The following is a 26,697-nucleotide window of genomic DNA, read 5'->3' on the forward strand; positions in this document are numbered from 1 at the left end:
CTTTCCCTAGTCACCCGTCAACGGACTAGGGCGGTTACTCGTCTTGATATCTTGCTTCGGCCCATCCTTTCGCCCGGCGCACGATCCACAGCGCGATCGACAGCACGATCAACGTCACGGATACGACTTGGGCCGCGCGCAGACTGCCGGCCAGCATCAAGCTGTCGGTGCGCATCCCTTCAATCCAGAAGCGGCCCACCGAATACCAAATCAAATAGGACAAAAACAGCTCGCCGCGCCGCAAATTGACGCGCCGCAGCCAAAGAAGCACAAAAAAGCCGGCGAGGTTCCAAAGCGACTCATACAAAAAAGTCGGATGCCAATAACGGCCGTCAATATACATTTGATTGATGATCCAATCGGGCAAATGTAAGTTTTCCAAAAACGCGCGCGACACCGGACCGCCGTGCGCCTCCTGATTCATAAAGTTGCCCCAGCGCCCGATCGCCTGCCCTAAAATGATGCTCGGGGCGGCAATATCAGCAAGCTTCCAAAACGACAGCCCGCGCACGCGGGCGAACACCGCGCCGGTCGCCACGGCCCCGATCAACCCTCCGTGAATGGCAAGGCCTCCTTCCCAGATTTTCGGAATCTCAGAAAGATGCTTTGAATAATAGTTCCATTCAAACAGCACGTAGTACGTCCGCGCGCAGACAATGGCGATCGGCACAGCAAACAGCACCAAATCGACAAACGTCTCTTTCGGCAAGCCGCGCCGCACCCCTTCGCGCGTCGCGAGCCACAGCCCGATCAAAACGCCGGTGCCGATAATGACGCCATACCAATATATTGTAATTGGACCAAGGTGCAAAAACACGCGGTCAAGCGGCTGAATCGCAGACTCCATCTTTCCACCTCCTATGGTGCGTATCAGGCAAGGACGAATGCCGCGCTCAAGATGCCTCCAATGCACACGAAGACGGCTTAAATCACGGGGAACGCCGTTGTCTCCCGCCACCGTCCCCGTTCGCGGTCCACCGTTACTCGTAATCGGGCGCTCCATCCTCGATGGCATCGCTCAAGCGCGCCGAAAACTCCTCAGCGGCGTTGACGCCCATGCGTTTTAACCGGAAGTTCATCGCCGCCACTTCCACAATGACGGCTAAGTTGCGGCCGGGGCGGACCGGAATGGTCAGTTTCGGCAGTTCGGTATCCAATATTTTTACTTTTTCTTCCTCGAGCCCGAGCCGGTCGTACTGCTTTTCCGGATCCCACAGCTCCAAATCGATGACGAGCGAGATGCGCTTATGCGTCCGCACCGCTCCTGCGCCGAACAGCGTCATCATATTGATGATGCCAAGCCCGCGAATTTCCAGCAAATGCTCGATCAATTCGGGCGCGCTGCCGACCAACGTGTCCTCGTCTTCTTGGCGGATTTCCACGCAATCGTCGGCGACCAAGCGGTGGCCGCGCTTCACGAGCTCCAGCGCCGTCTCGCTCTTGCCGACGCCGCTTTTGCCGGTGATCAATACACCGACCCCATACACATCGACCAGCACTCCATGCACCGCGGTCGTAGGGGCGAGCTTGCTTTCCAAATAGTTTGTCAATCGGCTTGAGAGCCGGGTCGTTTTCATCGTTGAACGCATCACCGGCACCGACTGGCGCTCGGACGCTTCGATCAGTTCGGGCGGCACTTCAAGCCCGCGCGAAACGACGATCCCCGGCGTAATGTCGGTGCAAAGCCGCTCCATCCGCGACCGTTTTTCTTCCGGCGTCAACGTTTCGTAAAACGACAGCTCGGTCCGCCCAAGCAGCTGCAAGCGCTCGGCCGGATAATAAGCGAAATAGCCGGCCATCTCAATGCCCGGCCGCGACAAGTCGCTCGTCGTAATCGGGCGGTAAATGCCCTCAGCGCCGCTGACGAGCTCGAGCTGGAACTGTTCGATGATGTCTTTCGTCCGCACTTTTGGCATACTCGGCCTTTCTCCCCTTTCCTCATCTTTTTCCATTGTAGCACGTTTCGTTTCGTCATTGAATGGAAAACAACGGCGAAAACAAAATCGGGACGGCTTCCCCGTCCCGATTCAGCCCCCGTCGAACCGAAACGATGCGCAACGCACCGTCTAAGCGCCGCTCCGTTCCGCGTCTCGATCGATTCACGCCGCCGCAGAAAACGACGGCGCCCCTTTCATCGATCGCGCTTCCGTTACGAGCGGTCGCGCAGCGGCTCAATAATCGCCTTTTGCACAAGCAAATGGAAAAACGACAACACGATCGACGCGAGCAGCGCGGTGCCAAAACCGCCGATTTGAAACGCATCTCCCATCAACCCGGCCGTCATCATAAGCGTGATGGCGTTGATCACAAACAAAAACAAACCGAGCGTTAACACCGTTACCGGCAGCGTCAATAAAATGAGGACTGGGCGGACGACGGCGTTAAGCACCGCCAAAATGAGGCTGGCCACAAACGCCGCCCCCACCCCGCTGAAATGAATGTCATCAAAATAACCGTCAATCGCCATTAACAACACCGTATTTACGACAACTCCGATCAACCAATTGAGCATGGCCTCACCATCTTTTCTGTAATCTTCCGCGTTGAAACGCCATCATCCGCCTATGTCGCCTTGAACCGACAGCCATCATCATTTCTATTTTATCACTTGAATCCCTTTAATGACATTCCAAATCACAACCACAAGGTTCACCCCTCCGGCCACAAGAAAGCCAAGCCACACGACCCCACTGCCAAACAAGAACGACCCCTCGTTCCAATGGCCAAACAAGAGCGGCGAGGCGGCGAAGGAGATGAACAAGACAATGGTGGCGGCCGGAATCAAATGCGACACGAGCGACCGCTTCGCATGGCGTTTCACTTCCATATCCTCAACGACGAAATAAACGACGATCGGCAAAAGCAATGGCGCGAAAAAGACGCTAAAATAACAAAGCGCTGATACCATTTTATTCGTTGACATTGACAATCCCCTTTCCCACGTGTTCGTTTTGTATATACGATCATCATCAGGGGAAGTTTCCCGCCGTTGAAAAAAAAAGACGGCGCAGCCACTCCCTCCATCGCGGGTTGAAAAAAGCGGCAAAAGCGTTACGCCTTTGCCGCCTCATACCGCGCCTGCATGCGCGCCCGGTCGCGTTCCAAAATCGGTTTCAAATAGCGGCCAGTGTAGGAAGCTTCGACCTCGGCCACGTGTTCCGGCGTGCCGGCCGCGACAATTTGCCCGCCGCGGTCGCCACCTTCCGGACCTAGGTCAATGATGTAATCGGCCGTTTTAATGACGTCCAAGTTATGTTCGATGACGAGCACCGTATCGCCGTTGTCCACGAGCCGGTGAAGCACATCAAGCAGCCGGGCGATGTCGTCGACGTGCAGCCCGGTCGTCGGCTCGTCCAAAATGTAGAGCGTCCGACCGTTCGAGCGCCGGTGCAGCTCGGCAGCGAGCTTGACGCGCTGCGCCTCGCCGCCGGAGAGCGTCGTCGCCGGCTGGCCAAGCTTCATATAGCCGAGGCCGACATCGTACAGCGTCGCGAGCTTGCGTTTGATTTTCGGGATTGAAGCGAAAAAGTCCAGCGCATCTTCGACCGTCATGTCCAGCACGTCGGCGATGTTTTTTCCTTTGTACGTCACCTCAAGCGTTTCGCGGTTGTACCGTTTGCCGTGGCATACTTCGCACGGGACGTACACGTCCGGCAAAAAGTGCATTTCAATTTTGATGATCCCATCGCCATGGCACGCCTCGCAGCGCCCGCCTTTGACGTTGAAGCTGAAGCGCCCTTTTTTGTAGCCGCGCACTTTCGCTTCGTTCGTGGCGGCAAACACGTCGCGGATGTCATCAAACACCCCGGTGTACGTGGCCGGATTCGACCGCGGGGTGCGTCCGATCGGCGATTGGTCGATGTCAATCACTTTGTCGAGATGCTCAAGCCCGCGGATGCCGCGATGTTCCCCCGGTTTCGCTTTCGCCCGGTGCAGCTTTTGCGCCAGCGCCTTATAAAGCACTTCGTTCACAAGCGTGCTTTTGCCCGAGCCCGACACCCCGGTGACGGCGACGAACGTGCCGAGCGGGATGCTCACCGAGACGTTTTTCAAGTTGTGCTCGCGGGCGCCGATCACCTCGAGCCACCGTCCGTCCGGCTGGCGCCGTTCGGCCGGAAGCGGGATGAATTTTTTCCCCGATAAATATTGGCCGGTGAGTGAGTTCGGATCGTTCATCACCTCTTCCGGCGTGCCGGCCGCGACGACCTCGCCGCCGTGGATGCCCGCCCCCGGACCGATGTCAATCAAATAGTCGGCCGCGAGCATCGTATCTTCGTCATGTTCGACGACAATGAGCGTATTGCCGAGGTCGCGCATGTTTTGTAACGTCGCGATCAGCCGGTCGTTGTCGCGCTGATGCAGGCCGATCGACGGCTCGTCGAGCACGTACAAGACGCCGGTCAGCCGCGAGCCGATTTGCGTCGCCAAGCGGATGCGCTGCGCCTCGCCGCCGGAAAGCGTGCCCGCCGAGCGGCTGAGCGTCAAATAGTCGAGGCCGACGTTTTGCAAAAAGCCGAGCCGGTCGCGAATTTCACGCAAAATGAGGCGGGCGATTTGCGCTTCTTTTTCCGTCAACTCGAGACCGTCAAAAAAGGCGAGCGCTTCGGTCACCGACATGGCGGTGACTTCGCCGATATGCTTGCCGCTGACCAAGACGGCGAGGCTTTCTTTTTTCAGCCGGTAGCCTTGGCACGTCGGGCACGGCTGTTCGGCCATATACTTTTCCATCTGCTCGCGGATGTAATCGGAGCTTGTCTCGCGGTAGCGGCGCTCGATGTTGCGCAAAACCCCTTCAAACTCGATGTACTGTTCACGCACTTGGCCGAAATCGTTCGTATAGCGAAAATGAATGACTTCCCCGCCGCTGCCGTGCAAAATTTTATCGAGCTGCTCTTTTGGCAAATCTTTCACCGGCACGTCCATCGGGATGCCGTAATGGCGGCACACGGCTTCGAGCAGCTGCGGGTAATATTGCGAGCTTTGCGGCTCCCACGGAGCGATGGCGTGCTCCTTCAATGTCAATTCATCGTTCGGGATGACAAGGTCGGGATCGACTTCGAGCTTCGCCCCGAGCCCGTCGCAATCCGGGCAGGCGCCAAACGGGCTGTTGAACGAGAACAAGCGCGGCTCAAGCTCCCCGATCGAAAAGCCGCAATACGGGCAAGCGTGCTTTTCGCTGAACAAGAGCTCTCCTTCGCCGATCACATCGACGATGACTTTGCCGTCGGCGAGCTTCAAGGCTGTCTCCAACGAGTCAGCGAGCCTTGCCGCGATGCCGTCTTTCATCACAATCCGGTCGACGACGACCTCAATCGAATGCTTTTTGTTTTTTTCCAGTTCGATGTCTTCCGTTAACTCGCGCATCTCGCCGTCAATGCGGACGCGCACATACCCTTGCTTGCGAATATCCTCCAATGTCTTGGCGTGCGTCCCTTTTCGCCCCGAGACGATCGGCGCCAAAATTTGCATTTTCGTCCGCTCCGGGTACGCGAGCAGCCGGTCGACCATTTGCTCGATCGTCTGCGATTGAATTTCGATGCCATGCGTCGGGCAGAACGGCCGGCCGATACGGGCGAACAACAGCCGCAAGTAGTCGTAAATTTCCGTCACCGTGCCGACCGTGGAACGCGGGTTGCGGCTTGTCGTCTTTTGGTCGATCGAAATGGCCGGCGACAATCCTTCGATCGCATCGACATCCGGCTTGTCCATCTGCCCTAAAAACTGGCGGGCGTACGCCGACAACGATTCGACGTAGCGCCGCTGCCCTTCCGCGTAAATCGTATCAAACGCCAGCGACGACTTTCCCGAACCCGACAGCCCGGTCAACACAACAAGCTTGCCGCGCGGGATTTCGACGTCAATGTTTTTTAAGTTATGGGCGCGCGCCCCTTTGATGATAATTTTCTCCATTCCCGTCACCCTTCCGCTTTCAACTCGAAAATGGCATCACGCAGCTGGGCGGCCCGCTCGAAGTCGAGCGCTTTGGCCGCTGCTTTCATTTCCGCCTCGAGCGTTCGAATCAGCTCTTCCCGCTCCTGCTTCGTCATCTTGGCCGGCGCCTTCGCCTCGTACGTCTCCGTCTCTTCCGCCGCATACGTCGCGCGGATGACGTCGCGAATCTCCTTTTTCACCGTGCGCGGCACGATGCCGTGCTCTTGGTTGTACGCTTCCTGAATCGTCCGGCGCCGCTTCGTTTCTTGAATGGCGATTTCCATCGATTTCGTCACTGTATCGGCGTACATGATCACATGGCCGTTCGCGTTGCGCGCCGCGCGGCCGATCGTCTGGATGAGCGAACGCTCCGAGCGCAAAAACCCTTCTTTGTCGGCGTCCAAAATGGCGACAAGCGACACTTCCGGAATGTCCAATCCTTCCCGCAGCAAGTTGATGCCAACAAGCACATCGTATTTGCCGAGCCGCAAGTCGCGGATGATTTCAATGCGCTCCAGCGTTTTGATTTCCGAATGCAAGTAAGCGACTTTGATGCCGGCTTCTTTCAAATAATCGGTCAAGTCTTCGGCCATTTTTTTCGTCAACGTTGTGACCAACGTCCGCTCGTTCCGCTCGACCCGCTCGCGAATTTCGCCGATCAAATCGTCGATTTGCCCGTTCGTCGGACGGACGTCGATCGTCGGATCCAACAGCCCGGTCGGGCGGATGATTTGTTCGACAACGCCCGGGCTATGTTCGAGCTCATACGGCCCCGGCGTCGCGGAGACGTAAATAATTTGATTGATTTTTTGCTCGAACTCTTCAAACGTGAGCGGCCGGTTGTCAAGCGCCGACGGCAGACGAAAGCCGTGGTCGACGAGCACTTGCTTGCGCGCCCGGTCGCCGTTGTACATGCCGCGCAGCTGCGGCAAGGTGACGTGCGACTCATCAATGATGATCAAAAAATCGTCCGGAAAATAGTCAAGCAAGGTGTACGGCGTCGAGCCCGGCGGCCGCAGCGCCAAATGGCGCGAGTAGTTTTCGATGCCGGAACAAAAGCCCATCTCGCGCATCATTTCAAGATCATAGCGCGTCCGCTGCTCGAGCCGCTGCGCCTCCAAGAGCTTCCCTTGCGCGCGCAGTTCGGCGAGCCGCTCCTCGAGCTCTTGTTCAATGTTTTGAATGGCGAGCCGCATTTTCTCCTCGCGCGTGACAAAGTGCGACGCTGGGAAAATAGCGACGTGCTCACGCTCGCCGAGCACCTCGCCGGTCAAGGCGTCCACCTCGCGGATGCGATCGATTTCATCGCCGAAAAATTCGACGCGAATGCAATGTTCATCGCGCGAAGCGGGGAAAATTTCGACGACATCGCCGCGGACGCGGAACGTGCCGCGCCGGAAGTCGATATCATTGCGGTCGTATTGGATGTCAACGAGCCGCCGCAACAACGCGTTGCGCTCGATTTCCATCCCGACGCGCAATGAAACGACGAGCTCCCGGTATTCTTCCGGCGACCCTAAACCGTAAATGCACGACACGCTGGCGACGATGATGACGTCCCGGCGCTCAAACAAAGCCGATGTCGCCGAGTGCCGCAATTTGTCGATTTCATCGTTGATTTTCGCGTCTTTTTCAATGTACGTATCCGTCTGCGGCACGTACGCTTCCGGCTGATAGTAATCGTAATAGCTGACAAAATATTCGACGGCGTTGTGCGGGAAAAACTCCTTCAGCTCGCTGTACAATTGGCCAGCGAGCGTTTTGTTGTGGGCGATGACGAGCGTTGGTTTGTTGACTTGGGCAATCACGTTCGAGATCGTAAACGTTTTGCCCGTCCCTGTCGCCCCAAGCAGCGTTTGATGCTTCACTCCCTGCCGCAACCCGTCAACGAGCTTGGCGATCGCCTGCGGTTGATCGCCTTGCGGTTGATAAGATGAAACTAGTTGAAAACGGCCCTCCACCGTTCCGCCTCCTTCTCCGTACCATCTTTCCCCATTGTACCACATCGGCTCCATCGGCGCATCAAAAATGCGAACTCATATTCGTACCAATCCGTTCAGCGTTTTCCATCGCTCCCTCTTTCCTGCACTTTCGGGAAGAAACCGCTGTCCCAAGGAACAAGACGAAGCGCCCCATCAACAGACAGAGGCGCTGGCATCAGTGCAGCGAGACGCAGACGCGGAGCAACCGACATCTCGATTTTGCGGCCATCATCGCCCTTTTTAGCAACGCCAAAAAGCGGACTGGTTCCTTCTTCCCCGTCCGCTCCTTTAGAGGCTAGTGATTTAATAGTACATACCGATTCCTAGCATCGTTTCTCCAATAGAGAAACGTTGTATCATCAGCGCTTCTTTTCACACGTTCATCCATTGATCGGAAAAAACAGCTATTTCCGCCGGCCTTGTTAAGGTTGATGAAAAACCGCTGTTTGCCTTGATCGATGGAACAAGTTTTTCTACATTAAGAAACGATTCCAAGAAGCGGTTGCGTGAGTCCATCCCCACCCCTCTTTGCTTGCTTCACCGTCCGCCGGCGGGGAAAAGCGGTGATCATCACAGCCGCGCGCCGGCCATCGCCCTTCATTTTTCCTTCAAGCGCTCAAGCATGCGCCCTGCCCACAAAAACCCGGCTATCGTGGAAGCAACATCGGCCACGATTTCATGAAACTGGTCTGTATACCCTTTCAGATAAGAAGCTACAAGCAGGGCAACGGTCAACAGCACCGCGATGTATCGATTGTACGTCACCCGCGCGAACAACAACACTAAGAGACACGGTATGAAAAGCGCCGCCAAAAACCACATGATTGTCTTCTCCTTTACGAAACAGCTTCCGATGCCAAGGAGCCGCGCTCACGGACGAACAGCAGCCCAAGCTCATGGTGTTCATCCTCATAGAGCGCCCCTTGGACAAAGCGAACTTCTCCGTTATCGCCGATCACTTCCAATTTGCAAAATGCGCGGTTGCGCTGGAGCGCTTCGTAAAACTCCGCCTCCGTCCGCACTGGCACCCCGTTCGTTTTGCAGATCACTTCTCCAATCGAAAGCCCCATTTTTTCCGCCTTTGACCCCGGCAGCACCCCGACGATGACCACTCCGTGCGGATGACGGGCAAAGCGGGGTGGGGAAGCGCTGTCGGCGCGGCGGCCAGAAAAAGCGATCCATTCACGCCCGATGACCGCCACCGCTCCCGCCGCCACCGCCAGCGGCGCATACCATACGCTTCCTGTCGCCAACACGGCAACAACGCCGGCCAGCAGCAGCACGAGCCGCCCTTCCCGACGCGCCGCCTCGGGCGGCCGCACATGATGGCGACGCTGAGAAAACCCGATCAGGAACGGAACAAGCCAAAACGAATGCCCTTCCCCGCCGACAGCAAACGGCCACCATGGAAGCGACGGCAGCGAGCCGCCAGCCATCGGCAACACGACCGGCACAAACCAGAGGCGCTGCACCCATTGCCGGCCGATGGTCATTCCCCGCTTGCTTTTCAAAAGCTGCGGCGAAGCGGGCTCCGTTCGCGTCCGAATGATGAGCCATCCTTCAGCCGCCAACAGCAACGTCAGCCACAGCGCCAACACCGGCGCTGCTTCTACGCCATCGCGAAGCCAAGGAACAGCCATCCTGCCGCGCTCGGCCATCGCGAGCACAAGCAGCGTCCCCCCCAGCGTATACGCCGCCGACAATAGCCGCGTTTCCATCGTCAAGCCAAGCAGCACCGTGAGCGCGGTCACCGTCCAAACGACCTCCTTCGGCACGACGAGGCCCGCCCCAAGCGCCACCGCTGACAGCACCGCCCCCGGAAGCCATCCGCTTGTCCAAAGCCCCCGCCATTCTTTCCACGGACTGTAGACGCGCACGTGAAAATCGCGGCGCTCGCGCTTCACCCGCCGCCAACCGGCGGCCAAGGCGAGCAAGGCGCCATAATAAAGGAGCGGCTGCCGCCATACCGCCGCAATCCCTTCTAGCCATTCAAGCCCCCATGTCGCCATCAACGTTCCCCCTTGTTTCGTTCACCGTTCTTTACCTTTTATTCTACCAAATGGCCGCGACAAATCCTATATGCCTGCCGCCATCTTTTTTCCCCACGTGGCGAAATGCCGTCCTTTTCGGCTTTCTTTGCCGAATCGCCACTAGTTTTGTCGGTCAGGAAGGAGTTCGCGCCCTCAATGAAAAAAAGATAGAACAAGAAGGAGAAAGGGAGGAGTGGAACGATGGAAATAAAAACGACCGATGTCGCCGCCCGTCTTGGTGTTTCGCCGAAAACCATCCAACGCTGGGTGCGGAAGTATGACATCCCGCTGCGCAAAAATGAAGCCGGCCATTACTTGTTCGATGAAAACACGATCGCTTTGTTGGAGCGCGTCAAATTCGAACAAGGCGCGGCCTTGGAACGGTCGGCAGCCGCGCGGTACCCTTCCGTTGCAGCGTCGTTGCCAACCGACAACCAACCGAAACAAGAAGCGCCGTCGCCCACGCTCGACGTTTTGCGCCAGCCATCCTTCGAACCGGAAATCGCCCGCATCTCTTCGCGCCTTGATCAACTCGAACAGCAGCTCGGCCAAAAAGCCGACGACGTCGTCTCCGTTCAATTGCTGCATCACCGTCGGGAAATGGAAGAAATCACTGCCCGCCTCGCCGCGCTCGAACAGCTCGTCGCCCGGCTCGAGCAACAGCTGAATAACAAGCCGCCATCATCCCACGAACCGCCCCAACCACCGAAACGAAAACGGCGCGGCCTCGGACGGGTGATCGGTCTGTTCGCCTAGCCGGTTGCTTCAGTTCCGGCCGCGCGGGCGGCTGACAACTGACCGTTGGCGGTGAAAGAGCAACACGCAAGCCAGCAGCCAATCGAAAAGGCCGGTTGGAAGGAGGAAGTCTATGGGCAACCTGACTTGCTCCATTTGAGCAACCTTGCCAACATACACGTCGAAACACTGGCGGTTGGGCGCAAATCAGCACGTTTCACCGGCCTTCTAACATACGATAGGGATTGAACAATGCCTATTCGCAACATCGTGTTTCAAAATCGAAAAGCTTTGTTCAGCTCCTGCCTTCCACATCTAATGAGGGCGCAAGAGGGGGCTCAACCAACTTGCAGGCACCCTCTGGCCCCTTTTTCTCTGCTGTGACCACCGTCAAGCATGAAGATGGACAAAGCGAGTGATTGTGGCCCAAATCATGAAGGTGGATAAAAAAGGGGAAGCTGTATAAGTTGCAATAAAGAATTTCCGAGTCTTCGTTGCAGGTTTCATCTAAATACAAGCCGATATCAGAGTAATCAGCGGGTTGTAAAACAAAATTGCAACTTAATAAGAATCTCCGGTCTCCATGTCCCATCTTATCACCTGACAAGTTGGCACCGTGACAAGAACGGCGAACAACGCCATGGAAAACAAAATTGCAACTTATATAGATTGTTTTTTCACCTTGATCCCCGCCGTCCTCCTTAGGCTTAGCGACCGCGGCTCCGTTTGGGGGACGGTGGTGGATTCTAATCGTTCTCCCGAAGGCTTCGGCCGGTTGAAGCGGGCTTTTTTGCTTGGCCTTCACCGCTTCTTTACCTCTTTCTTATCATTTCTTAATCATTGCTTCGTATAATGTCGGATGTTGCGATGATTTCGCTTTTCGAAAGGAGGGAAGCCAGACGTGGAACGGAACGAACGAAAGGCGCTCATCGCGGCATGGATCATCTTGGCGGCCTATCTGTCCCCTCTATATCTTCTCGGGGAACATGCCCATATTCGTGTCCATGACAACATGGATTCCAACATTGCTTGGTATCGGGTGCTGGTCCGGAGCGGCGAGCTGTTCGGCCCCATCGACGCCGTCATCCCGCAAGTGATCAACGGCCTGCCGCGCAACGCCTTTGGGACGGAATTCAGCGGCATCGTGTGGCTGCACGCCTTATTCCCTTCCATGGTGGCGTACGCGCTCAGCCAGACGATCACGCGTATTTTCGCTTTTTTGGGCATGTATTGGCTGCTTCGCCGCCACTTTTTGCCGAATCCGGAATCATGGCTGATTCGCGTCGGCGTCTCCCTCGCCTTCGCCCTGACGCCGTTTTGGCCGTCCGGGATGCTGAGCACGCTCGGCATGCCGCTGGCGCTATGGGCATTTCTTTCCATCCGCAAAGGGGAAGCGACGTGGAAAGAGTGGCTTGCGATCATCTTGCTTCCGTTTTACGCCAGCTTTGTGCTCGGATTTTTCTTTTTCCTCGCCGCGATGGGGGCGGTGTGGTTGTTTGACGGCGTTGTCCGCAGGCAATGGAACAAACGATTGTTCACAGCGATTGTCTTGATGACCAGCTTGTTTTTAGCCATCGAGTACCGGCTCGTATACTCGCTTGTCTTCGATGGCGAACCGACGAGCCGAAACGAATTTCTTTCTTCACGGCTCAGCTTCCTCCACTGTCTGCGGCTGACGCTAAAAAACTATGTGCTCGGCCATACGCATGTAATGACCGTTCACGGGCCGATCATCTTGCCGGTGCTTTGGGCGGCGTTTTTTCTCGTTTGGCGCCGACAGCGCGGACCATTGGAGCGGCGCTTTCTTTTGCTGTTTTGGTTGAACATCGCCTTATCGACTTGGTATGCGTTTTGGTTTTACAAAGGGTGGCAGCCGCTCAAAGAGCGGATTTCGCTTTTGAATACGTTCAATTTCGCCCGCTTCCATTTTTTGCGGCCGATGGTCATTTACCTTGATTTTGCCTTGGCCTTGCAAATCATCGCCAAAGAGCGCGCGGCGTGGCGGCGGCTCGTACCGATCGCCCTGACGTTGCAGTTGCTGCTGCTTGGCGGATTCAACGAGGAAATTCGCTATCGCCTCGCTGGCACACCATCGTTCGAGCAATTTTATTCTGAACATTTGTTTTCAGAAATCAAACGATATATCGGCAAGCCGGTATCCTCCTACCGCGTCGCCAGCGTTGGGCTGCATCCGGCCATCGCTCAATACAACGGGTTTTATACGCTCGATACGTACAACAATTTTTACCCGCTGTCATATAAGCGGCAATTTCGGCGTATCATCGCCAAGGAACTGGATAAAAACCCGGTGCTGAAAGACTATTTTGACCATTGGGGCAACCGCGTCTATTTGTTCTCGGCAGAGCTTGGAAAACATTATATGTTCACGAAACGATCGCATAAAGTCATCCATCATTTCGAGATCAACACAAAGGCATTCAAACAGCTTGGCGGCAAGTACATTTTTTCCTCCGTCCCGATCATGAACGCCCGCGACATCCATCTCCGCTTCTTGCGGGCGTTCACCGATCGACAGTCAGTATGGAAAATTTATGTGTATGAAGTGGAGTGAAAGGAGGCAAGAAACACATGATGGACAAACCATTGTTGGCCATCGTCGTCCCATGCTACAACGAAGAAGACGTGTTGCCGGAAACGACCCGGCGGCTGACCGCTTTGCTTGAGCAATTGCTCGAAGAAGGAGCGGTCGCCATCGGCAGCCATGTCGTTTTTGTCGATGACGGCAGCCGCGACCGGACATGGTCGCTCATTGAAGAAGAAAGCGAGCGAAACCCCTTCGTGGCGGGCATCAAGCTCGCGCGCAACGTCGGCCATCAGCGGGCGCTGCTCGCCGGGCTTGACACCGTCCGCGCGTACGCCGATTGCGCCGTGTCCATTGACGCCGATTTGCAAGACGATGTGGAGGCGATCCGCGAATTTGTGCAAAAATACCGCGAAGGATACGACATCGTTTACGGCGTGCGGCGCAGCCGAAAGACAGACACGTGGTTCAAGCGTACGACCGCCCAAGCCTTTTATCGGTTCATGCAGGCGCTCGGAATCGAGCTCATTTACAACCACGCCGATTTCCGGTTAATGAGCAAGCGGGCGCTCGATGAGCTGAGCCGCTACACAGAAGTCAATCTCTTTTTGCGCGGATTGGTGCCGCTTGTTGGGTTCCGCTCGACATGCGTCTTTTACGACCGTCATGAGCGATGGGCCGGGCAGTCGAAATACCCGCTCAAAAAGATGCTCGCCTTCGCCTTTGACGGCATCACCTCCTTAAGCGTCGCACCGATTCGCGCCATTACTTTGATCGGTTTTGCCGCCTTTCTCATCAGCGGAGCGGCCGGGTTGTACGCTCTCATCAGCAAATGGCTCGGACACGCGAAATCCGGCTGGACGTCGCTCATGATTTCCGTTTGGTTTATCGGCGGACTCGTGCTAATGAGCCTTGGTCTGATCGGTGAATATGTAGGTAAAATTTACCAAGAAGTAAAACGTCGTCCGCGCTTTGCGATCGAAACGACCGTCCAGCTGCCGCTTCCGGCAGAACAGAAAAAAACGCCGGCGCGCTTATAGAACAGAAAACAGCGGTCCCCGTGCGGCAGAAGCAGCCAGTGCGTTATATTAGCAACGAAAGAGGGTGTCCCGATCCTTTGTAGGGACACCCTCCTTCTCTTGCGTTGCTATATATACGGTTCTGCCTCACGATATGGGGCGCGCCTTTTCGCTCCCCCTCTTTTTCATCCCGTCCAGCCGTGATCGAATCAAGAGACAACGCCGGCCATCGCGCTTTCCCTCACGAGAGCCATTGATCGATGAACGCCTTTTTCCTCTCCGCACGACAACCCGGAAGCGGCCGGAGCGTGTCAGCGCGGAAAGGCTGTGAACTACCCGTCACCTCCGCTTCGCTTGGGGAGGAGGCTTCTAGCGACTTGTGCGCGTTCACCGAACGGGAAGCCCCACACAAGTCCCCTTTACGCTTTCCCTCGCTCCGAAGGCGTCCGCTCGAACAATCGATGACCACATCCGTCGGCGATCGCCAACCGACATTCCTCTCCCACCTACTCATTGGTTTTTGCCCTGTATATTCCCTTGAGGTGGGAGACTTCTGTCGGAAATTACGTTAAATCGAAAAGCGGTTTTCCCGCTTGCTCACCCGCGCCGGGCCGATGACGAAAACAGCACCTCCAGCGCCTTTTTGAGCTGCATGTCATGGCCAGGGTCGCGCACCGCCTCTATGATTTTCGCCTGCAACAGTTGCGCTGTCGTGTCATCGATGTGGCCCGTGACCGGCAGCTTGTTTGCTTTTTGGAAAGCTTTTACCGCCTGTTCCGTTTCTTTGCTGAAATAGCCGTCAGTGCGGCCCGGGTTGAAGCCAAGCCCTTTTAACATTTTTTGCGCATTGGCGATTTGCTCATCGTTCATATCATACTGAAACGGTTTTTCCACATGAAGCGGAGCGACGTGAAAGTAGTCCGGCTGAGCGACCGCGACGTCCGGCTTGATTCCTTTTTTATGAATCCAATGTCCGTCCGGGGTCAGCCATTTGTACAGCGTCAATTTGATGTTGCTTCCATCGCCCATCGGGATCGCTTGCTGCACCGTCCCTTTGCCGAACGTAGTCTCGCCGACGAGCGGATAGCCCCCCGCTTCCTTCATCGCTCCGGCCAAAATTTCCGACGCCGAGGCGCTGCCTTGATCGACAAGAACGACAATCGGGTACGGCTTTTTCGCCGTTAGGTCGGAGTAAAATTTTTGCCGGTCGCCGTCGCGTTCTTCGATTTGGACATACGGTTTGCCTTTTGGAATCAGCTGTTTTAACATTTCCTCCACACTTTGCAAATAGCCGCCCGGATTGCCGCGCACATCAATGATTAAGCCGTCAATGTGTTCAGCTTCCAGCTTCGCCAATTTCTTTTTAAAATCGGCCGCCGTGTTTTCCGAAAACGACGTAATTTGCAAGTAGCCCGCTTTTTTGCCTTGGTACGTTTTGATCGAGTCGTACACCGTCTGAATAGGAATGGCATCGCGGACGACTTTGACTTTCATGACATTTTTCGCACCAGGACGCAAAATGTCCAGCTCGACCGTCGTCCCCTTTTTGCCGCGGATTTTCAACACCGCTTCATACAAGTCAAGCCCTTCCAAGCTTTCCCCGTTGACGCGCAAAATCTGGTCATTGGGCTTCAATCCTGCTTTCTCCGCCGGTGAATTTTTGATGGGGGCGACAATCGTCACTTTGCCGTCAATCATGCTGACTTCAGCGCCGATCCCTTCAAACGATGAATCGAGCGATTCATTGAACTGTTCGGTCGTTTCCGCATCCATATACACCGAATACGGGTCGCCGAGCGTGTGAATCATCCCTTGAATGGCGCCTTCCGTCAGTTTGTCTTCATCGACCTTTTCCACATATCGATTTTTGATAAGCTCATACGCTTGACGAATTTTTTTCATTTCTTCATCATCGCCCGCGGATTTGGACAGCTCATCGGCCACAATCGTTGAAAGCGCTCCTTCCGGCGGGCGATCGGCCCACTGCAAGCCGACGTACGTGCCCCCTGCCCCGATGAGCATCGACAGCGCCATTAGCGCAGTCATTGTCGTTTTTTTCACGTCGTTTCCTCCTCACCCTGTCCCATATATGAAAAGCACCGCTTATCGCCGTGCCAAGGCTTTATTTTCATCATATGTCAAGCTTGTACCGAGTATGATACCATGCCGCCCATCCCTCTTACTAGTTTACATGCTCGCTTTTGATTTCTCAACCGATACAGAACGGAAAAAAGAGGCACCGCTCGCCCTTAACGGCGAACGATGCCGGTGCCGGCCGACATCCGCTGCACGCCGCCAAACGTCGTCACAGCTTTATGCCCCGTGCTGTCTTCATGTTGCAAATACCCCTTTAACTGACACAATTTCCATCTCTATGTGCGGGTGAGCGCCAAAACCAGCAAGCGGCGCGACGAAATCGTCGTTTCCCCCCCGCAGCGGGCCAAATTGAACGTTGTTCGGATCGCAATACTCGTCAAACGAAAAACTATAGTACGTTTTTAGCCAACCGTAATCGGCATGATAGCGGGATGAAGCCCGGTCAATCTGAATCATCATTTTCCTCGCCTTCATTGGCGCTCATTCCCAGCTTGCAAGCAGCGCCAACGCTATCCAATGACGAAATCATCGCCAAAATTCACCGTCCTCCAAGAAAAAATGCGCAACTGGCCCATCGCAAAGCGATCGACGAGTTGCGCCTCCCTTTTCATTTCAGCGAATTAGAACGCGATGTAATTGCGCGGGTCAACGGCGTTCGTCTTGCCTGGGTTCCACTCGCCGCGGTGAAGTTCAAAGTGCAAGTGCGGGCCGGTTGAATCGCCGGTGTTGCCCATGTATCCAATGATTTGCCCTTTTTGCACGTGCTGACCTTCGCCCACGAGCCGCGCTTCAAGGTGAGCATAAACGGTCGTATACAGTTGGCCGTCGATGATATGGCTGACAAAAATGACGTTTCCGTAGCTGCTAGAATAGTAGGAACGGAACACAACCCCGTCGGCGGCGGCAACGACCGGAACGACCGGAGCCCGCTTGCCGATATCGACTCCCGGATGGAAGTCCGTGCCGCCAAACCGGTACCCAAAACCGGATGTAATCGGTCCGTTGGCCGGACGGGTGAACGCCCCGCTCGATACCGGGGGGACGCTGCCGCCCGATCCTTGGTCAGCCAACGATGGTGATAAATATGTACGTGCCCGCTGCTTCGCGGCTTCCTCTTCCGCTCGCTTTTGCCGCTCCAGTTCGGCGAGCTGCTGCTTTACGGCTGCTTCTTGCTTGGCAATCAATTCGTTTTGTTCTTCAAGCGCCAACTGATGTTCGTGTTCCTCTTCTTCTTTTTGTTTTAAATCAGCCATCAATTGATTTTTCTGTTCCAGCTGACCGGCGAGGCTTGCTTGCAGCTGTTTGAGCTCCTGCAAGTCCGCTTGCAGCTTGTTCCGCTTTTCCGTCAGTTCGGTTTCTTTTTTCTCTTTGAGCGCTTTATCCGCCTCTTGCTCGCGGACGATTTGCTGGTCCGCTTCCATGATCGTCGTCACCGCGCTCATGCGGTCGATGAAGTCGCTGAAGCTTTGCGCGCCCAGCAGCACTTCCAAGTAGCTGATCGCTCCACCGCTTTCTTGCAGCGACCGAAGCCGCTCCTTTAAAATCTCATTCCGCTTTTCAATCCGCTCCTGAATTTCGGCAATTTCTTGTTTCAATTGGGTAATCGCTCGCTCTGTTTGGTCGATGTCAGCGCTGACGTTGCGGATTTTTCCGCTCGTCTCCTCAATAGCGACGTTCAGCTTCGCGATGTCATTGGCGACTTGTTTTTGCTGCGACTGGAGGGACTCGATGTTTTTTTGCGACTCACTAATTTTCCCCTGCACTTCCGACCGCTTGGAGCGAAGCGCGTCGATTTCGCTTCGCTTTTGTTGAATATCGCGAGAGCTGACGGCATTGGCCGCAGGCGGCAAAACGCCGAGCCCAAGCGCCGCGGCAACGGCGAGCGCCATTACGTTTTTCTTTTTCATCTCGCTTCCCCTCTCCCTGCTAAATTGGATTGTTTATACCTTCAAAAACTTGCGCACAGACATCACGCTTCCCCAGACACCGATGACAGCGCCAATGGCCAGCAGCAAAGCGCTTAGCTGCCAGATGAACGGGGAAAACGGAAGAAGCTCAAACAGCTGGAGCGCAAACTGATGCTCGTATACATGGTAGACGTTATAGTAGACGACCGCCAACGCCGTGATCGGAACGATCGAACCGAGCACGCCAAGCCACAATCCTTCCAAGAAAAACGGCCAGCGGATAAACCCGTTCGTCGCCCCGACGAGGCGCATAATCTCGATTTCGCGGCGGCGGGCAAAAATCGTAATTTTAATCGTGTTGGAAATGAGAAACATCGCCGTAAACAGCAAGCCGGCAATCAGCACCAACCCAACGTTGCGCATCACTTTTAGCACATTAAACAGCTTTTCAACCGTTCCTTGTCCGTAGTTCACTTTATGAACAGACGGGAGCGTTTCAATTTGCTTGGCGATTTTCACCGTGTCTTGCGGACGGGCGGCTTTGACGACATACACATCGCTGAGCGGGTTTTGCTGCTCAAACAGACGGAACGCCGTCCCTTCCTCGCCCATGCTTTTGATCAGCCGCTTCAGTTCTTCATCCTTCGAGGAATAACGGACATCTTTGACGTTGGGAATGGCTTCGATTTGCCGACGCAACGCGTCTTTTGCTTGACGGTCGGCGGTCAACTCGATATGCACGCGGATTTCGACATCATTTTCTACTTTTTTGGCAAAATAGTTAATGTTGAACATAACGGTGAAAAAGACGCCGACGAGCAGCAGCGTCACGGTGACGGCGCTCGCAGAAGCAAACGTCATCCAGCCGTTGCGGCCGAGACTTTTGACGCTCTCCCGAACATGGCGCTTGAACGTGTTAAGCGTCATAGCCGTATTCCCCCCTCGCCTCGTCACGGACAATTTTTCCGTTTTCGATGGCGATGACACGCCGCCGCGTCGCATTGACGATTTCCTTATTATGGGTTGCCATCACAATGGTCGTTCCTCGTTCGTTAATTTTCTCAAACAACTCCATAATCCCCCATGATGTTTCCGGGTCTAAATTTCCTGTCGGTTCATCGGCAATGACAATTTTCGGAGAATTGACGATCGAGCGGGCAATGGAGACGCGCTGTTGTTCGCCGCCGGACAATTCGTTCGGATAAGAGCGGACTTTATGCTTGAGACCAACGAGATCAAGGACTTCCATCACCTTTTTGCGAATGGCTTTCGGCGACTCTTCAATCACTTCCAAAGCAAAGGCGACGTTTTCATATACATTGAGTTTAGGAAGCAGCTTAAAATCTTGGAAGACAATGCCGATTTGGCGGCGCAGCAACGGCACTTTGTTATCTTTGAGCTTTGCGAGGTTCACTCCGTTGACCATGATGCTCCCTTTCGTCGGCTTCTCCTCGCGGTACATCATTTTGATAAACGTCGATTTGCCCGCTCCACTAGGTCCAACGACATAGACGAATTCTCCTTGTTTGATGCGGACATTGACGCCGTTTAATGCCACAACGCCGTTCGGATATGTTTTATATACATCTTGCATTTCAATCATCGTCATCACCTATTTTTCGACGCACTTGTTGTCATTTCTCGAGCTGTTTCGAACGAATCTAGCAAAATTTCACAAGGATTATTATAACACGATTTTCTTCTGTCGAATTTTACATTTATATTTCAAATAATGATAGGAAAAAAGTCGCAGTTCTGCAACCATGCCTATATGCGAAAACAATTGCTTGAGCGCCGGATCCTTTTCCATCAACGCCCTTCTGGAAGACGGGTGAAAAACCGCTTCTTCTCCTCGGTCGGTGAGTGAACACGCAAACAGAAGGACCGATGGGACAAGGTGTCTCGATTTGAGAAACGATATACGGAAACAGTATGAGCGAGAATCACACTCCTGCAAGCGCACGCCGGCTTTTACATCGGCGAGATGAGGAAACGGTGGGCGAGAATGCCTCGATTTTCCACGCTCATAAAAAAACATCGCCCTGTTCGCATTCGAACAAGGCGACGTCTCACTTTTTTCGCTCGGCGGCGATTATTTTTTGGCGGCCAGCCACTCGGCTACTTTATCGGCCTCTTCGCCTTTGATCACCCCCCCAGGCATAATGCCGCGGCCTTTGGCAATAATGTCTTTAATCTGATCCTTCGAATACTTGCTCCCTACCTTTTGCAAGTTCGGGCCAGCCCCTCCTGACAAATCTTGCCCGTGACAGGATGCGCAGTTTTGTTTGAAAATTTGTTCGGCGGACGCTGTCGTCTCCCCTCCACTTTTGTTGCCATTGTTTTTGTTCTCAGCGTTATCTCCTCCGCCACCACATGCCGCCAAGGTGAGCGAAACTCCGAGAAACAGCGCAGCCCATTTCCACTTCATGGTGAACTCCCCCTAAAACATTGGTTTCTCATATGTATTATAACCGATTTTTTCTCTTTTACGTACGCTGAAATCCCTCGCCAAGCACCTCAGCGGCGTTGGCAACAACGACAAATGCGGTCGGATCAATGGTTCGGACGATTTGTTTCAATTTCGTGAACTCCGATTGAGCAACGACGCACATCAACACCGGGCGCTCATGTTCCGTGTAACCGCCGTACGCCGGCAGCCGCGTCACCCCGCGGTCGATTTCGTGCAAAATGGCGCGCCGCACTTTCTCTTCTTCGTTCGTAATGATCAGCGCGATCTTCGAGTAGCCGAGTCCGACTTGAACGAGGTCGATCGTTTTGCTTGTCACATACAGCGCAATCAGCGCATAGAGCGCCCGTTCGATATCAAATACAAACGCCGCGGTCAACACGATCAAACCGTCGATCAAAATGACGCACATCCCAAGCGACAGCCCGGTATATTTATGAATGATTTGCGCCGCTAGGTCGGTGCCGCCCGTCGACGCCCGACCGCGAAAGACAATGCCAAGGCCAAGCCCAACACCGATGCCGCCAAAAATCGCGCCAAGAAGCGGATTCGTCGTCGCCGGCTCCATCTCTTTCGTCAAATAGACCACAAGCGGCAAAAACACCGTCCCCACGAACGTTTTCACGCCAAACTGCCGGCCTAATAACACGACGCCGGCGATAAAGAGCGGGACGTTGAGCGCCCATTGGACATACGCCGGCTCAATGCCAAACAGCGCATGCATAATCGTGCTGATGCCGCTCACTCCGCCCGAGGCGATCCGGTTCGGCAGCAAAAACACGTTAAACGCCACGGCGACGATCGCCGCGCCAGCGAGCACGTATCCATACTCCAACGCCGCCTCGATCGCCGGAGAAACGGTTTTCTCTTTTCGTTTCCGCATGCTTCCCCACCTTCCTTTGTGAGTATAGCATGCCCGTTTTGACAAGTAAATGACAGCCGATTAACGCGATATCGATCTACTATGCTAAAGGGAAAAAGGACGATCCGATGATCGCCCTAGCCAAAAAATACAAGCCTCAATACACATCCCCACGGTTGCCGATCGCCTCAATATAGATGATTCGTTCTTCATGATCGATACGAAACAATACACGATATGTTCCGATTCGCAGCCGATATAATCCATCCTGCCCCTTCAACTTTTTAATATCCCCCTGCGGTGGGATCGCTAGCAGACCTTGCAACCCAGAGGCCAACCGTTCTTGAACCTCTTTTTCTTGCCTAGCGATGAATTTGACTGCGGCCCTATGGTAAATCAACTTGTAGCCCGAATTCACGCTTGGCTTCTCCCCCGATGATATATCCTTCATCGCTTTGCAACTGCTGGCGCTCTTCTTCCGTCAACGTTTCTTCTTCATCTGTTTCGTCAATCCGCTCCCATACCATTCGTTCCTTTCTGGACCGATCAAGCAGGTACATCAAAAAATCGTACGCTGTTTGATGATCCGTTTCATCCAACCGTTCAATCAGTTCGTAAAGCACTTGTTTGCGCACCGCCAAAGCCATCGCCCTCCTTTTGCCTTTCGTTACCTTCAGCATACCACGGGGATGCAGATGCGTCAAAATCAGAAAAATGATTTTTGAAACGAAAAAGGACGATCCGATGATCGCCCTTTACTTCAACTTCGCGCGCAAATACGCGTCAATAAACACGTCAATCTCCCCATCCATCACCGCTTGCACGTTGCCAACCTCGACGTTCGTCCGATGGTCTTTGACAAGCGAATACGGATGGAAAACGTACGAACGGATCTGGTTCCCCCAGCCGATTTCTTTTTGCTCACCGCGCAGCTCGGCCAGTTCAGCTTGCTGCTCCTCGAGTTTCTTTTGATACAATTTCGCTTTCAACATATTCATCGCTTTTTCGCGGTTTTGGATTTGCGACCGCTCCGATTGGCACGTGACGACGATCCCGGTCGGCAAGTGGGTGATGCGCACCGCCGAATCGGTCGTATTGACGTGCTGTCCGCCCGCGCCGCTGGAGCGGTACGTGTCAATCTTCAGCTCATCCGGACGAATCTCGATTTCGATGTTTTCGTCCATCTCCGGCACGACTTCGCATGACACAAACGACGTGTGCCGGCGGCCCGAGGCGTCAAACGGCGAGATGCGGACAAGCCGGTGCACCCCTTTTTCCGCTTTTAAATAGCCGTAGGCATTCCGGCCTTTGATAAGCAGCGTGACGCTTTTGATCCCCGCTTCCTCGCCCGGCAGGTAGTCGAGCGTTTCCACTTTGAACCCTTTTTTCTCCGCCCAGCGCGTGTACATGCGCAACAGCATCGACGCCCAGTCTTGCGACTCGGTGCCGCCCGCGCCGGGATGAAGTTCCAAAATCGCATTGTTTTGGTCGTACGGTTCGTTGAGCAGCAGCTGCAACTCGAACTCGCTGAAGTCTTTCGTCAATGTTTTCGCTTCTTCCACGAGCTCAGCCTGCAGCTCCTCGTCCGGTTCTTCTTTCAACAACTCGTACGTCACTTCCAAATTGTCAAACCGTTCCTGCAGCGACTCAAACTCGCCAACCAAATCCTTGAGCCCATTCACCTCGGCAATGACCGCCTGCGCCGCTTTCTGGTCATCCCAAAAACCGGGGGCGGCCATTTGCTCCTCTAATTCGCGAATGCGCTCCCGCTTCACATCGAGGTCAAAGAGACCCCCTGATTTCCGCTAATCGCTTAGCCATTTTCTCGAGCTCTTGTTTGATTTCCGCCAAATCGATCATGTTGTCCTCACCTCATCATGAATATCGTATGCCAATCATTCATCGTTGCCATGGAAAAGGGAGGTCGAGCCTCCCTTTATTATTTATAAACGGTCACACCGCTCTTCCGCAACAATGTTTATACTTTTTCCCGCTGCCGCACGGGCACGGGTCGTTGCGGCCGACGCGCACCGCCTTGCGGACCGGTTTTTTCTTCGGCTCCTCACCGTCTTCCTTCGGATGAACCGCCTCGCCTTTCGCCACTTCCTGGCGCTCGAGATTATACTGGATTTCCGCTTTCATGATATAGGTGGCGACTTCCTCTTCAATCGAGGCGATCATGTTTTCAAACATCGCATACCCTTCCATTTGATATTCGCGGAGCGGATCGACCTGCCCGTAAGCGCGCAAATGGATGCCTTGGCGGAGCTGCTCCATCTCGTCAATATGGTTCATCCATTTCATGTCAACGGCGCGCAAGACGACGACGCGTTCAAACTCGCGCATTTGTTCCGGCGGAATTTGCGCTTCTTTTTCGTCATAACGCGCTTTGACTTTCGCCCAAATGAGCTCGATCATCTCTTCCGGCTCTTTGCCCCGCAAGTCGGCTTCCGTCACATCGCCTTCCGGAAGCAGATGAGCGTTGAGATAATCGACGAGCCCTTTTAGGTTCCACTCTTCCGGCAAGTCTTCTTTCGGCGTATGAGCGTGGACGACGCGCTCGATCACCGATTGGATCATCTTTTCAACAATGCCGCGCAAGTTGTCGGAATCGAGCACTTCGTAGCGCTGGCGGTAAATAATTTCCCGCTGTTCGCGCAGCACATCGTCGTATTGAAGCAGCTGTTTGCGGGCGTCGAAGTTGTTGCCTTCCACCCGTTTTTGCGCCGACTCGACCGCTTTCGTCACCATTTTGCTTTGAATCGGCTGCGAATCGTCCATGCCAAGGCGGTCCATCATGGCCATGAGGCTCTCAGAGCCGAAGCGGCGCATCAGCTCGTCTTCAAGCGACAAGTAAAACTGCGATACCCCCGGGTCGCCTTGGCGTCCGGAGCGGCCGCGCAGCTGGTTGTCGATCCGCCGGCTTTCATGACGCTCCGTGCCAATGACGGCCAATCCCCCGAGCTCTTTGACCCCTTCGCCGAGCTTAATGTCCGTCCCGCGCCCGGCCATGTTCGTCGCGATCGTCACCGCGCCTTTTTGCCCGGCTTGGGCGATGATTTCCGCCTCTTTCGCATGGTTTTTCGCGTTTAAGACGTTGTGCGGGATGCCGCGTTTTTTGAGCAGCTCGGACAGCAGTTCCGATGTCTCGATCGCCACTGTCCCAACCAGCACCGGCTGCCCTTTCGCATGGCGGGCGGCGATATCTTCAACAACGGCGCGGAACTTCCCTTCCATCGTTCGGTAAATCAAATCCGGACGGTCTTCGCGAATGACCGGACGATTCGTCGGGATGACGACGACGCGCATGTTGTAAATGTTGCGGAATTCCTCTTCCTCCGTCTTCGCCGTCCCGGTCATCCCCGCCAATTTTTCATACATGCGGAAATAGTTTTGGAATGTAATCGTGGCTAAGGTCATCGACTCGTTTTGAATCTCGAGCCCTTCCTTCGCCTCGATGGCTTGATGCAACCCGTCGCTGTAGCGACGGCCGTGCATCAAACGCCCGGTGAACGGGTCGACGATGATCACTTTGCCGTCTTGCACGACGTAATCAACGTCGCGCTGCATCGTCACGTGCGCTCTAAGCGCCAGCTGAATGTGGTGGTTGAGCGTGACGTGTTTCAAATCGAACAAGTTATCGATGCCAAACGCCCGCTCAGCTTTGTTCATCCCTTCCTCAGTGAGCTGGACGCTTTTCGTTTTTTCATCGTATGTGTAATCGACGTCTTTGCGCAACGTGCGCACAAACGCGTTCGCCTGCACGTACAGCTTTGTCGACTTTTGCGCCGTACCGGAAATGATAAGCGGCGTCCGCGCTTCATCGATCAAAATCGAGTCGACCTCGTCAATGATGGCGTAATAAAGCGGCCGCTGCACAATATGCTCCTTATAGAGGACCATGTTGTCGCGCAAATAGTCGAAACCAAACTCGTTGTTCGTTCCGTACGTAATGTCGGCGTTGTACGCCGCCTGCTTTTCTTCGCGCGACATGCCGCTTAAGTTCAAGCCGACGGTCATGCCTAAAAACTCGTACAGCTTGCCCATTTCCGTCGCGTCGCGCGTCGCCAAGTATTCGTTGACCGTCACGACATGCACGCCGCGCCCCGTCAAGGCGTTCAAATAGACGGGCATCGTCGCCGTCAACGTTTTCCCTTCCCCGGTTTTCATCTCGGCGATGTCGCCTTCATGCAAGACAACGCCGCCCATAATTTGCACTTTATATGGGTACAAGCCGAGGACGCGCTTCGCTCCTTCGCGCACAACAGCAAACGCCTCAACAAGCAAGTCATCGAGCGATTCGCCTTGCTGATAGCGGGCTTTAAACTCCTCGGTTTTTTGCCGCAGCTGTTCATCCGACAATCGCGCCATCTCCGGACCGAGCGCATCGACTTGCTCCGCGATTTTCTCCAGTCTTGCCAACTGACGCTTGTTCGGGTCAAATACATTTTTTAAGACTCCAAGCATAGGAAACGCTCCTTATTTTTCATGGACTCACTTCTTCATCATATCATTAGACAGGGATCGGTGACAACTGTTGTACAGGCTTAGAGAGGGGCATGTCCAAGAGAGGGGATCACGCCTTGGACTGAAGCTGCTCAATCGCCGCTTCCGCATGGTGAAGGCGCCGATTCAGCGCATCAATTTCAAAACTTTTCTCCTCTACTTTTTCATGAATTTTGCGCAGCCATAGTTGCACATCATCCACAAGCTGTGTTTCGACGCGATGAAGCGTTTCTTTCACTTCCGCCAACTCCGCTTCTACACGGTCTAATCGTGCTTTCACCTCTCCCATTTCTTGTTCAAGCTGGCTAATGCGCTTGTTCATTTCATCGACGCGTCCTTCAAGCGCTTCAACACGAGTCGTCAGTGAACCCATTTGCCCACTCATTTCTGCTAAACGGCCATCGATCTGCACAAAACGCTCATTCATTTGAGCAAAACATTCGTCAATCCGCGCAAACCGTTCGTCAATCTGCGCAAACCGCTCATCAATTCGCGCAAACCGTTCGTCAATCTCCGTGAACCGTTGGCGAGTTTCTTCTTGAAACGCCAAAAATCCTTTTTCCATGTTATCCAACTTGAACAATATTTGCCGCAGCAGTTCTTCCATCGTTCTCCCCTT

The 26,697-nt window shown here is 54.5% G+C and carries 24 protein-coding genes and 1 pseudogene; 3 read left to right on the top strand and 22 right to left on the bottom strand.

Translation table 11 applies throughout. The annotated features are described in order from the left end of the window. Window positions 1-34 precede the first annotated feature (34 nt). From lgt to NST29_RS15945, 9 genes are all read right to left on the bottom strand, one after another. Entirely contained in the window at window positions 35-847 is an 813-nt protein-coding gene (gene lgt, locus NST29_RS15905) for a prolipoprotein diacylglyceryl transferase (protein ID WP_033017788.1), read from the bottom strand. Between the two features lie 133 nt (window positions 848-980). Continuing rightward, entirely contained in the window at window positions 981-1,916 is a 936-nt protein-coding gene (gene hprK / locus NST29_RS15910) for an HPr(Ser) kinase/phosphatase (protein WP_033017792.1), read from the bottom strand. Window positions 1,917-1,971: 55 nt separating this feature from the next. Next, complete coding sequence (locus tag NST29_RS15915; RefSeq protein ID WP_339232404.1) at window positions 1,972-2,103, bottom strand: hypothetical protein; 132 nt, start codon at window positions 2,101-2,103, stop codon at window positions 1,972-1,974. 46 nt (window positions 2,104-2,149) lie between these two features. Next, window positions 2,150-2,512, bottom strand: a complete 363-nt coding sequence (locus tag NST29_RS15920; RefSeq protein WP_033017797.1) for a phage holin family protein — start codon at window positions 2,510-2,512, stop codon at window positions 2,150-2,152. An 84-nt stretch (window positions 2,513-2,596) separates the two neighbouring features. After that, window positions 2,597-2,923, bottom strand: a complete 327-nt coding sequence (locus NST29_RS15925; RefSeq protein WP_033017799.1) for a DUF4870 domain-containing protein — start codon at window positions 2,921-2,923, stop codon at window positions 2,597-2,599. 128 nt (window positions 2,924-3,051) lie between these two features. After that, window positions 3,052-5,910, bottom strand: coding sequence for an excinuclease ABC subunit UvrA (gene uvrA, locus NST29_RS15930; protein ID WP_033017802.1), 2,859 nt, complete (start codon window positions 5,908-5,910; stop codon window positions 3,052-3,054). 5 nt (window positions 5,911-5,915) lie between these two features. Beyond that, entirely contained in the window at window positions 5,916-7,892 is a 1,977-nt protein-coding gene (uvrB, locus tag NST29_RS15935; RefSeq protein ID WP_033017803.1) for an excinuclease ABC subunit UvrB, read from the bottom strand. Between the two features lie 618 nt (window positions 7,893-8,510). Further along, window positions 8,511-8,735 (bottom strand): CsbA family protein, encoded by a 225-nt coding sequence (locus NST29_RS15940; RefSeq protein WP_033017804.1) that lies wholly within the window; start codon window positions 8,733-8,735, stop codon window positions 8,511-8,513. Window positions 8,736-8,749: 14 nt separating this feature from the next. Then, on the bottom strand, window positions 8,750-9,922 hold the full coding sequence (locus NST29_RS15945) for a PDZ domain-containing protein (protein WP_033017805.1): 1,173 nt from the start codon (window positions 9,920-9,922) through the stop codon (window positions 8,750-8,752). A gap of 222 nt (window positions 9,923-10,144) precedes the next feature. Here NST29_RS15945 and NST29_RS15950 point away from each other — a divergent pair, with 222 nt between their 5' ends. Next, window positions 10,145-10,699, top strand: coding sequence for a MerR family transcriptional regulator (locus NST29_RS15950; protein WP_033017807.1), 555 nt, complete (start codon window positions 10,145-10,147; stop codon window positions 10,697-10,699). A 274-nt stretch (window positions 10,700-10,973) separates the two neighbouring features. On the opposite strand, the gene NST29_RS15955 is transcribed toward NST29_RS15950, so the two are convergent. Next, entirely contained in the window at window positions 10,974-11,483 is a 510-nt protein-coding gene (locus tag NST29_RS15955; protein WP_033017810.1) for a hypothetical protein, read from the bottom strand. 96 nt (window positions 11,484-11,579) lie between these two features. Between NST29_RS15955 and NST29_RS15960 the strand changes: the two genes are divergently transcribed. Together NST29_RS15960 and NST29_RS15965 are read left to right on the top strand one after the other, a co-directional pair. Continuing rightward, on the top strand, window positions 11,580-13,250 hold the full coding sequence (locus NST29_RS15960; protein ID WP_033017812.1) for a DUF6044 family protein: 1,671 nt from the start codon (window positions 11,580-11,582) through the stop codon (window positions 13,248-13,250). 17 nt (window positions 13,251-13,267) lie between these two features. Further along, the gene (locus NST29_RS15965; protein ID WP_081897161.1) at window positions 13,268-14,260 is read left to right on the top strand and encodes a glycosyltransferase family 2 protein; all 993 of its coding nucleotides are present in this window, start codon (window positions 13,268-13,270) and stop codon (window positions 14,258-14,260) included. A gap of 576 nt (window positions 14,261-14,836) precedes the next feature. Here the strand turns inward: NST29_RS15965 and NST29_RS15970 are convergent. The 12 genes and pseudogenes from NST29_RS15970 to NST29_RS16025 all read right to left on the bottom strand — a co-directional run bounded on the left by NST29_RS15970 (window position 14,837) and on the right by NST29_RS16025 (window position 26,685). Further along, on the bottom strand, window positions 14,837-16,300 hold the full coding sequence (locus NST29_RS15970; RefSeq protein WP_033017814.1) for a S41 family peptidase: 1,464 nt from the start codon (window positions 16,298-16,300) through the stop codon (window positions 14,837-14,839). Window positions 16,301-16,497: 197 nt separating this feature from the next. After that, window positions 16,498-16,792 (bottom strand): annotated as a pseudogene (locus tag NST29_RS15975) (pirin family protein); the annotation flags it as partial. A gap of 164 nt (window positions 16,793-16,956) precedes the next feature. Next, window positions 16,957-18,243 carry a peptidoglycan DD-metalloendopeptidase family protein gene (locus tag NST29_RS15980; RefSeq protein WP_033017815.1) on the bottom strand — a complete coding sequence of 429 codons (1,287 nt, stop codon included), beginning with the start codon at window positions 18,241-18,243 and terminating at the stop codon, window positions 16,957-16,959. Between the two features lie 33 nt (window positions 18,244-18,276). Beyond that, window positions 18,277-19,170 (bottom strand): permease-like cell division protein FtsX, encoded by an 894-nt coding sequence (ftsX, locus tag NST29_RS15985; RefSeq protein ID WP_033017817.1) that lies wholly within the window; start codon window positions 19,168-19,170, stop codon window positions 18,277-18,279. Next, the gene (gene ftsE / locus NST29_RS15990) at window positions 19,160-19,846 is read right to left on the bottom strand and encodes a cell division ATP-binding protein FtsE (protein WP_033017819.1); all 687 of its coding nucleotides are present in this window, start codon (window positions 19,844-19,846) and stop codon (window positions 19,160-19,162) included. Before ftsE ends, ftsX begins: the two co-directional genes overlap by 11 nt. A 489-nt stretch (window positions 19,847-20,335) precedes the next feature. Next, on the bottom strand, window positions 20,336-20,671 hold the full coding sequence (gene cccB, locus NST29_RS15995; protein ID WP_033017821.1) for a cytochrome c551: 336 nt from the start codon (window positions 20,669-20,671) through the stop codon (window positions 20,336-20,338). Window positions 20,672-20,729: 58 nt separating this feature from the next. Further along, window positions 20,730-21,593 (bottom strand): YitT family protein, encoded by an 864-nt coding sequence (locus tag NST29_RS16000; RefSeq protein WP_033017822.1) that lies wholly within the window; start codon window positions 21,591-21,593, stop codon window positions 20,730-20,732. Window positions 21,594-21,729: 136 nt separating this feature from the next. Next, a complete protein-coding gene (locus NST29_RS16005) occupies window positions 21,730-21,990 on the bottom strand; it encodes a type II toxin-antitoxin system RelE/ParE family toxin (RefSeq protein WP_033017823.1) in 261 nt (86 codons plus the stop codon). Beyond that, the gene (locus tag NST29_RS16010; RefSeq protein ID WP_081897160.1) at window positions 21,959-22,219 is read right to left on the bottom strand and encodes a hypothetical protein; all 261 of its coding nucleotides are present in this window, start codon (window positions 22,217-22,219) and stop codon (window positions 21,959-21,961) included. Before NST29_RS16010 ends, NST29_RS16005 begins: the two co-directional genes overlap by 32 nt. A gap of 108 nt (window positions 22,220-22,327) precedes the next feature. Further along, a protein-coding gene (prfB, locus tag NST29_RS16015; RefSeq protein WP_108209728.1) for a peptide chain release factor 2 occupies window positions 22,328-23,429 on the bottom strand; the annotation gives its coding sequence in 2 pieces (ribosomal slippage) (window positions 22,328-23,356 and window positions 23,358-23,429; 1,101 coding nt in all). A 96-nt stretch (window positions 23,430-23,525) separates the two neighbouring features. Continuing rightward, entirely contained in the window at window positions 23,526-26,039 is a 2,514-nt protein-coding gene (secA, locus tag NST29_RS16020) for a preprotein translocase subunit SecA (RefSeq protein ID WP_033017824.1), read from the bottom strand. A 109-nt stretch (window positions 26,040-26,148) separates the two neighbouring features. Beyond that, window positions 26,149-26,685 carry a septation ring formation regulator EzrA gene (locus tag NST29_RS16025; protein WP_033017826.1) on the bottom strand — a complete coding sequence of 179 codons (537 nt, stop codon included), beginning with the start codon at window positions 26,683-26,685 and terminating at the stop codon, window positions 26,149-26,151. Window positions 26,686-26,697: the final 12 nt, after the last annotated feature.

This window comes from Geobacillus sp. FSL W8-0026, from assembly GCF_037966255.1.
Taxonomy (GTDB): Bacteria; Bacillota; Bacilli; order Bacillales; family Anoxybacillaceae; genus Geobacillus; species Geobacillus icigianus.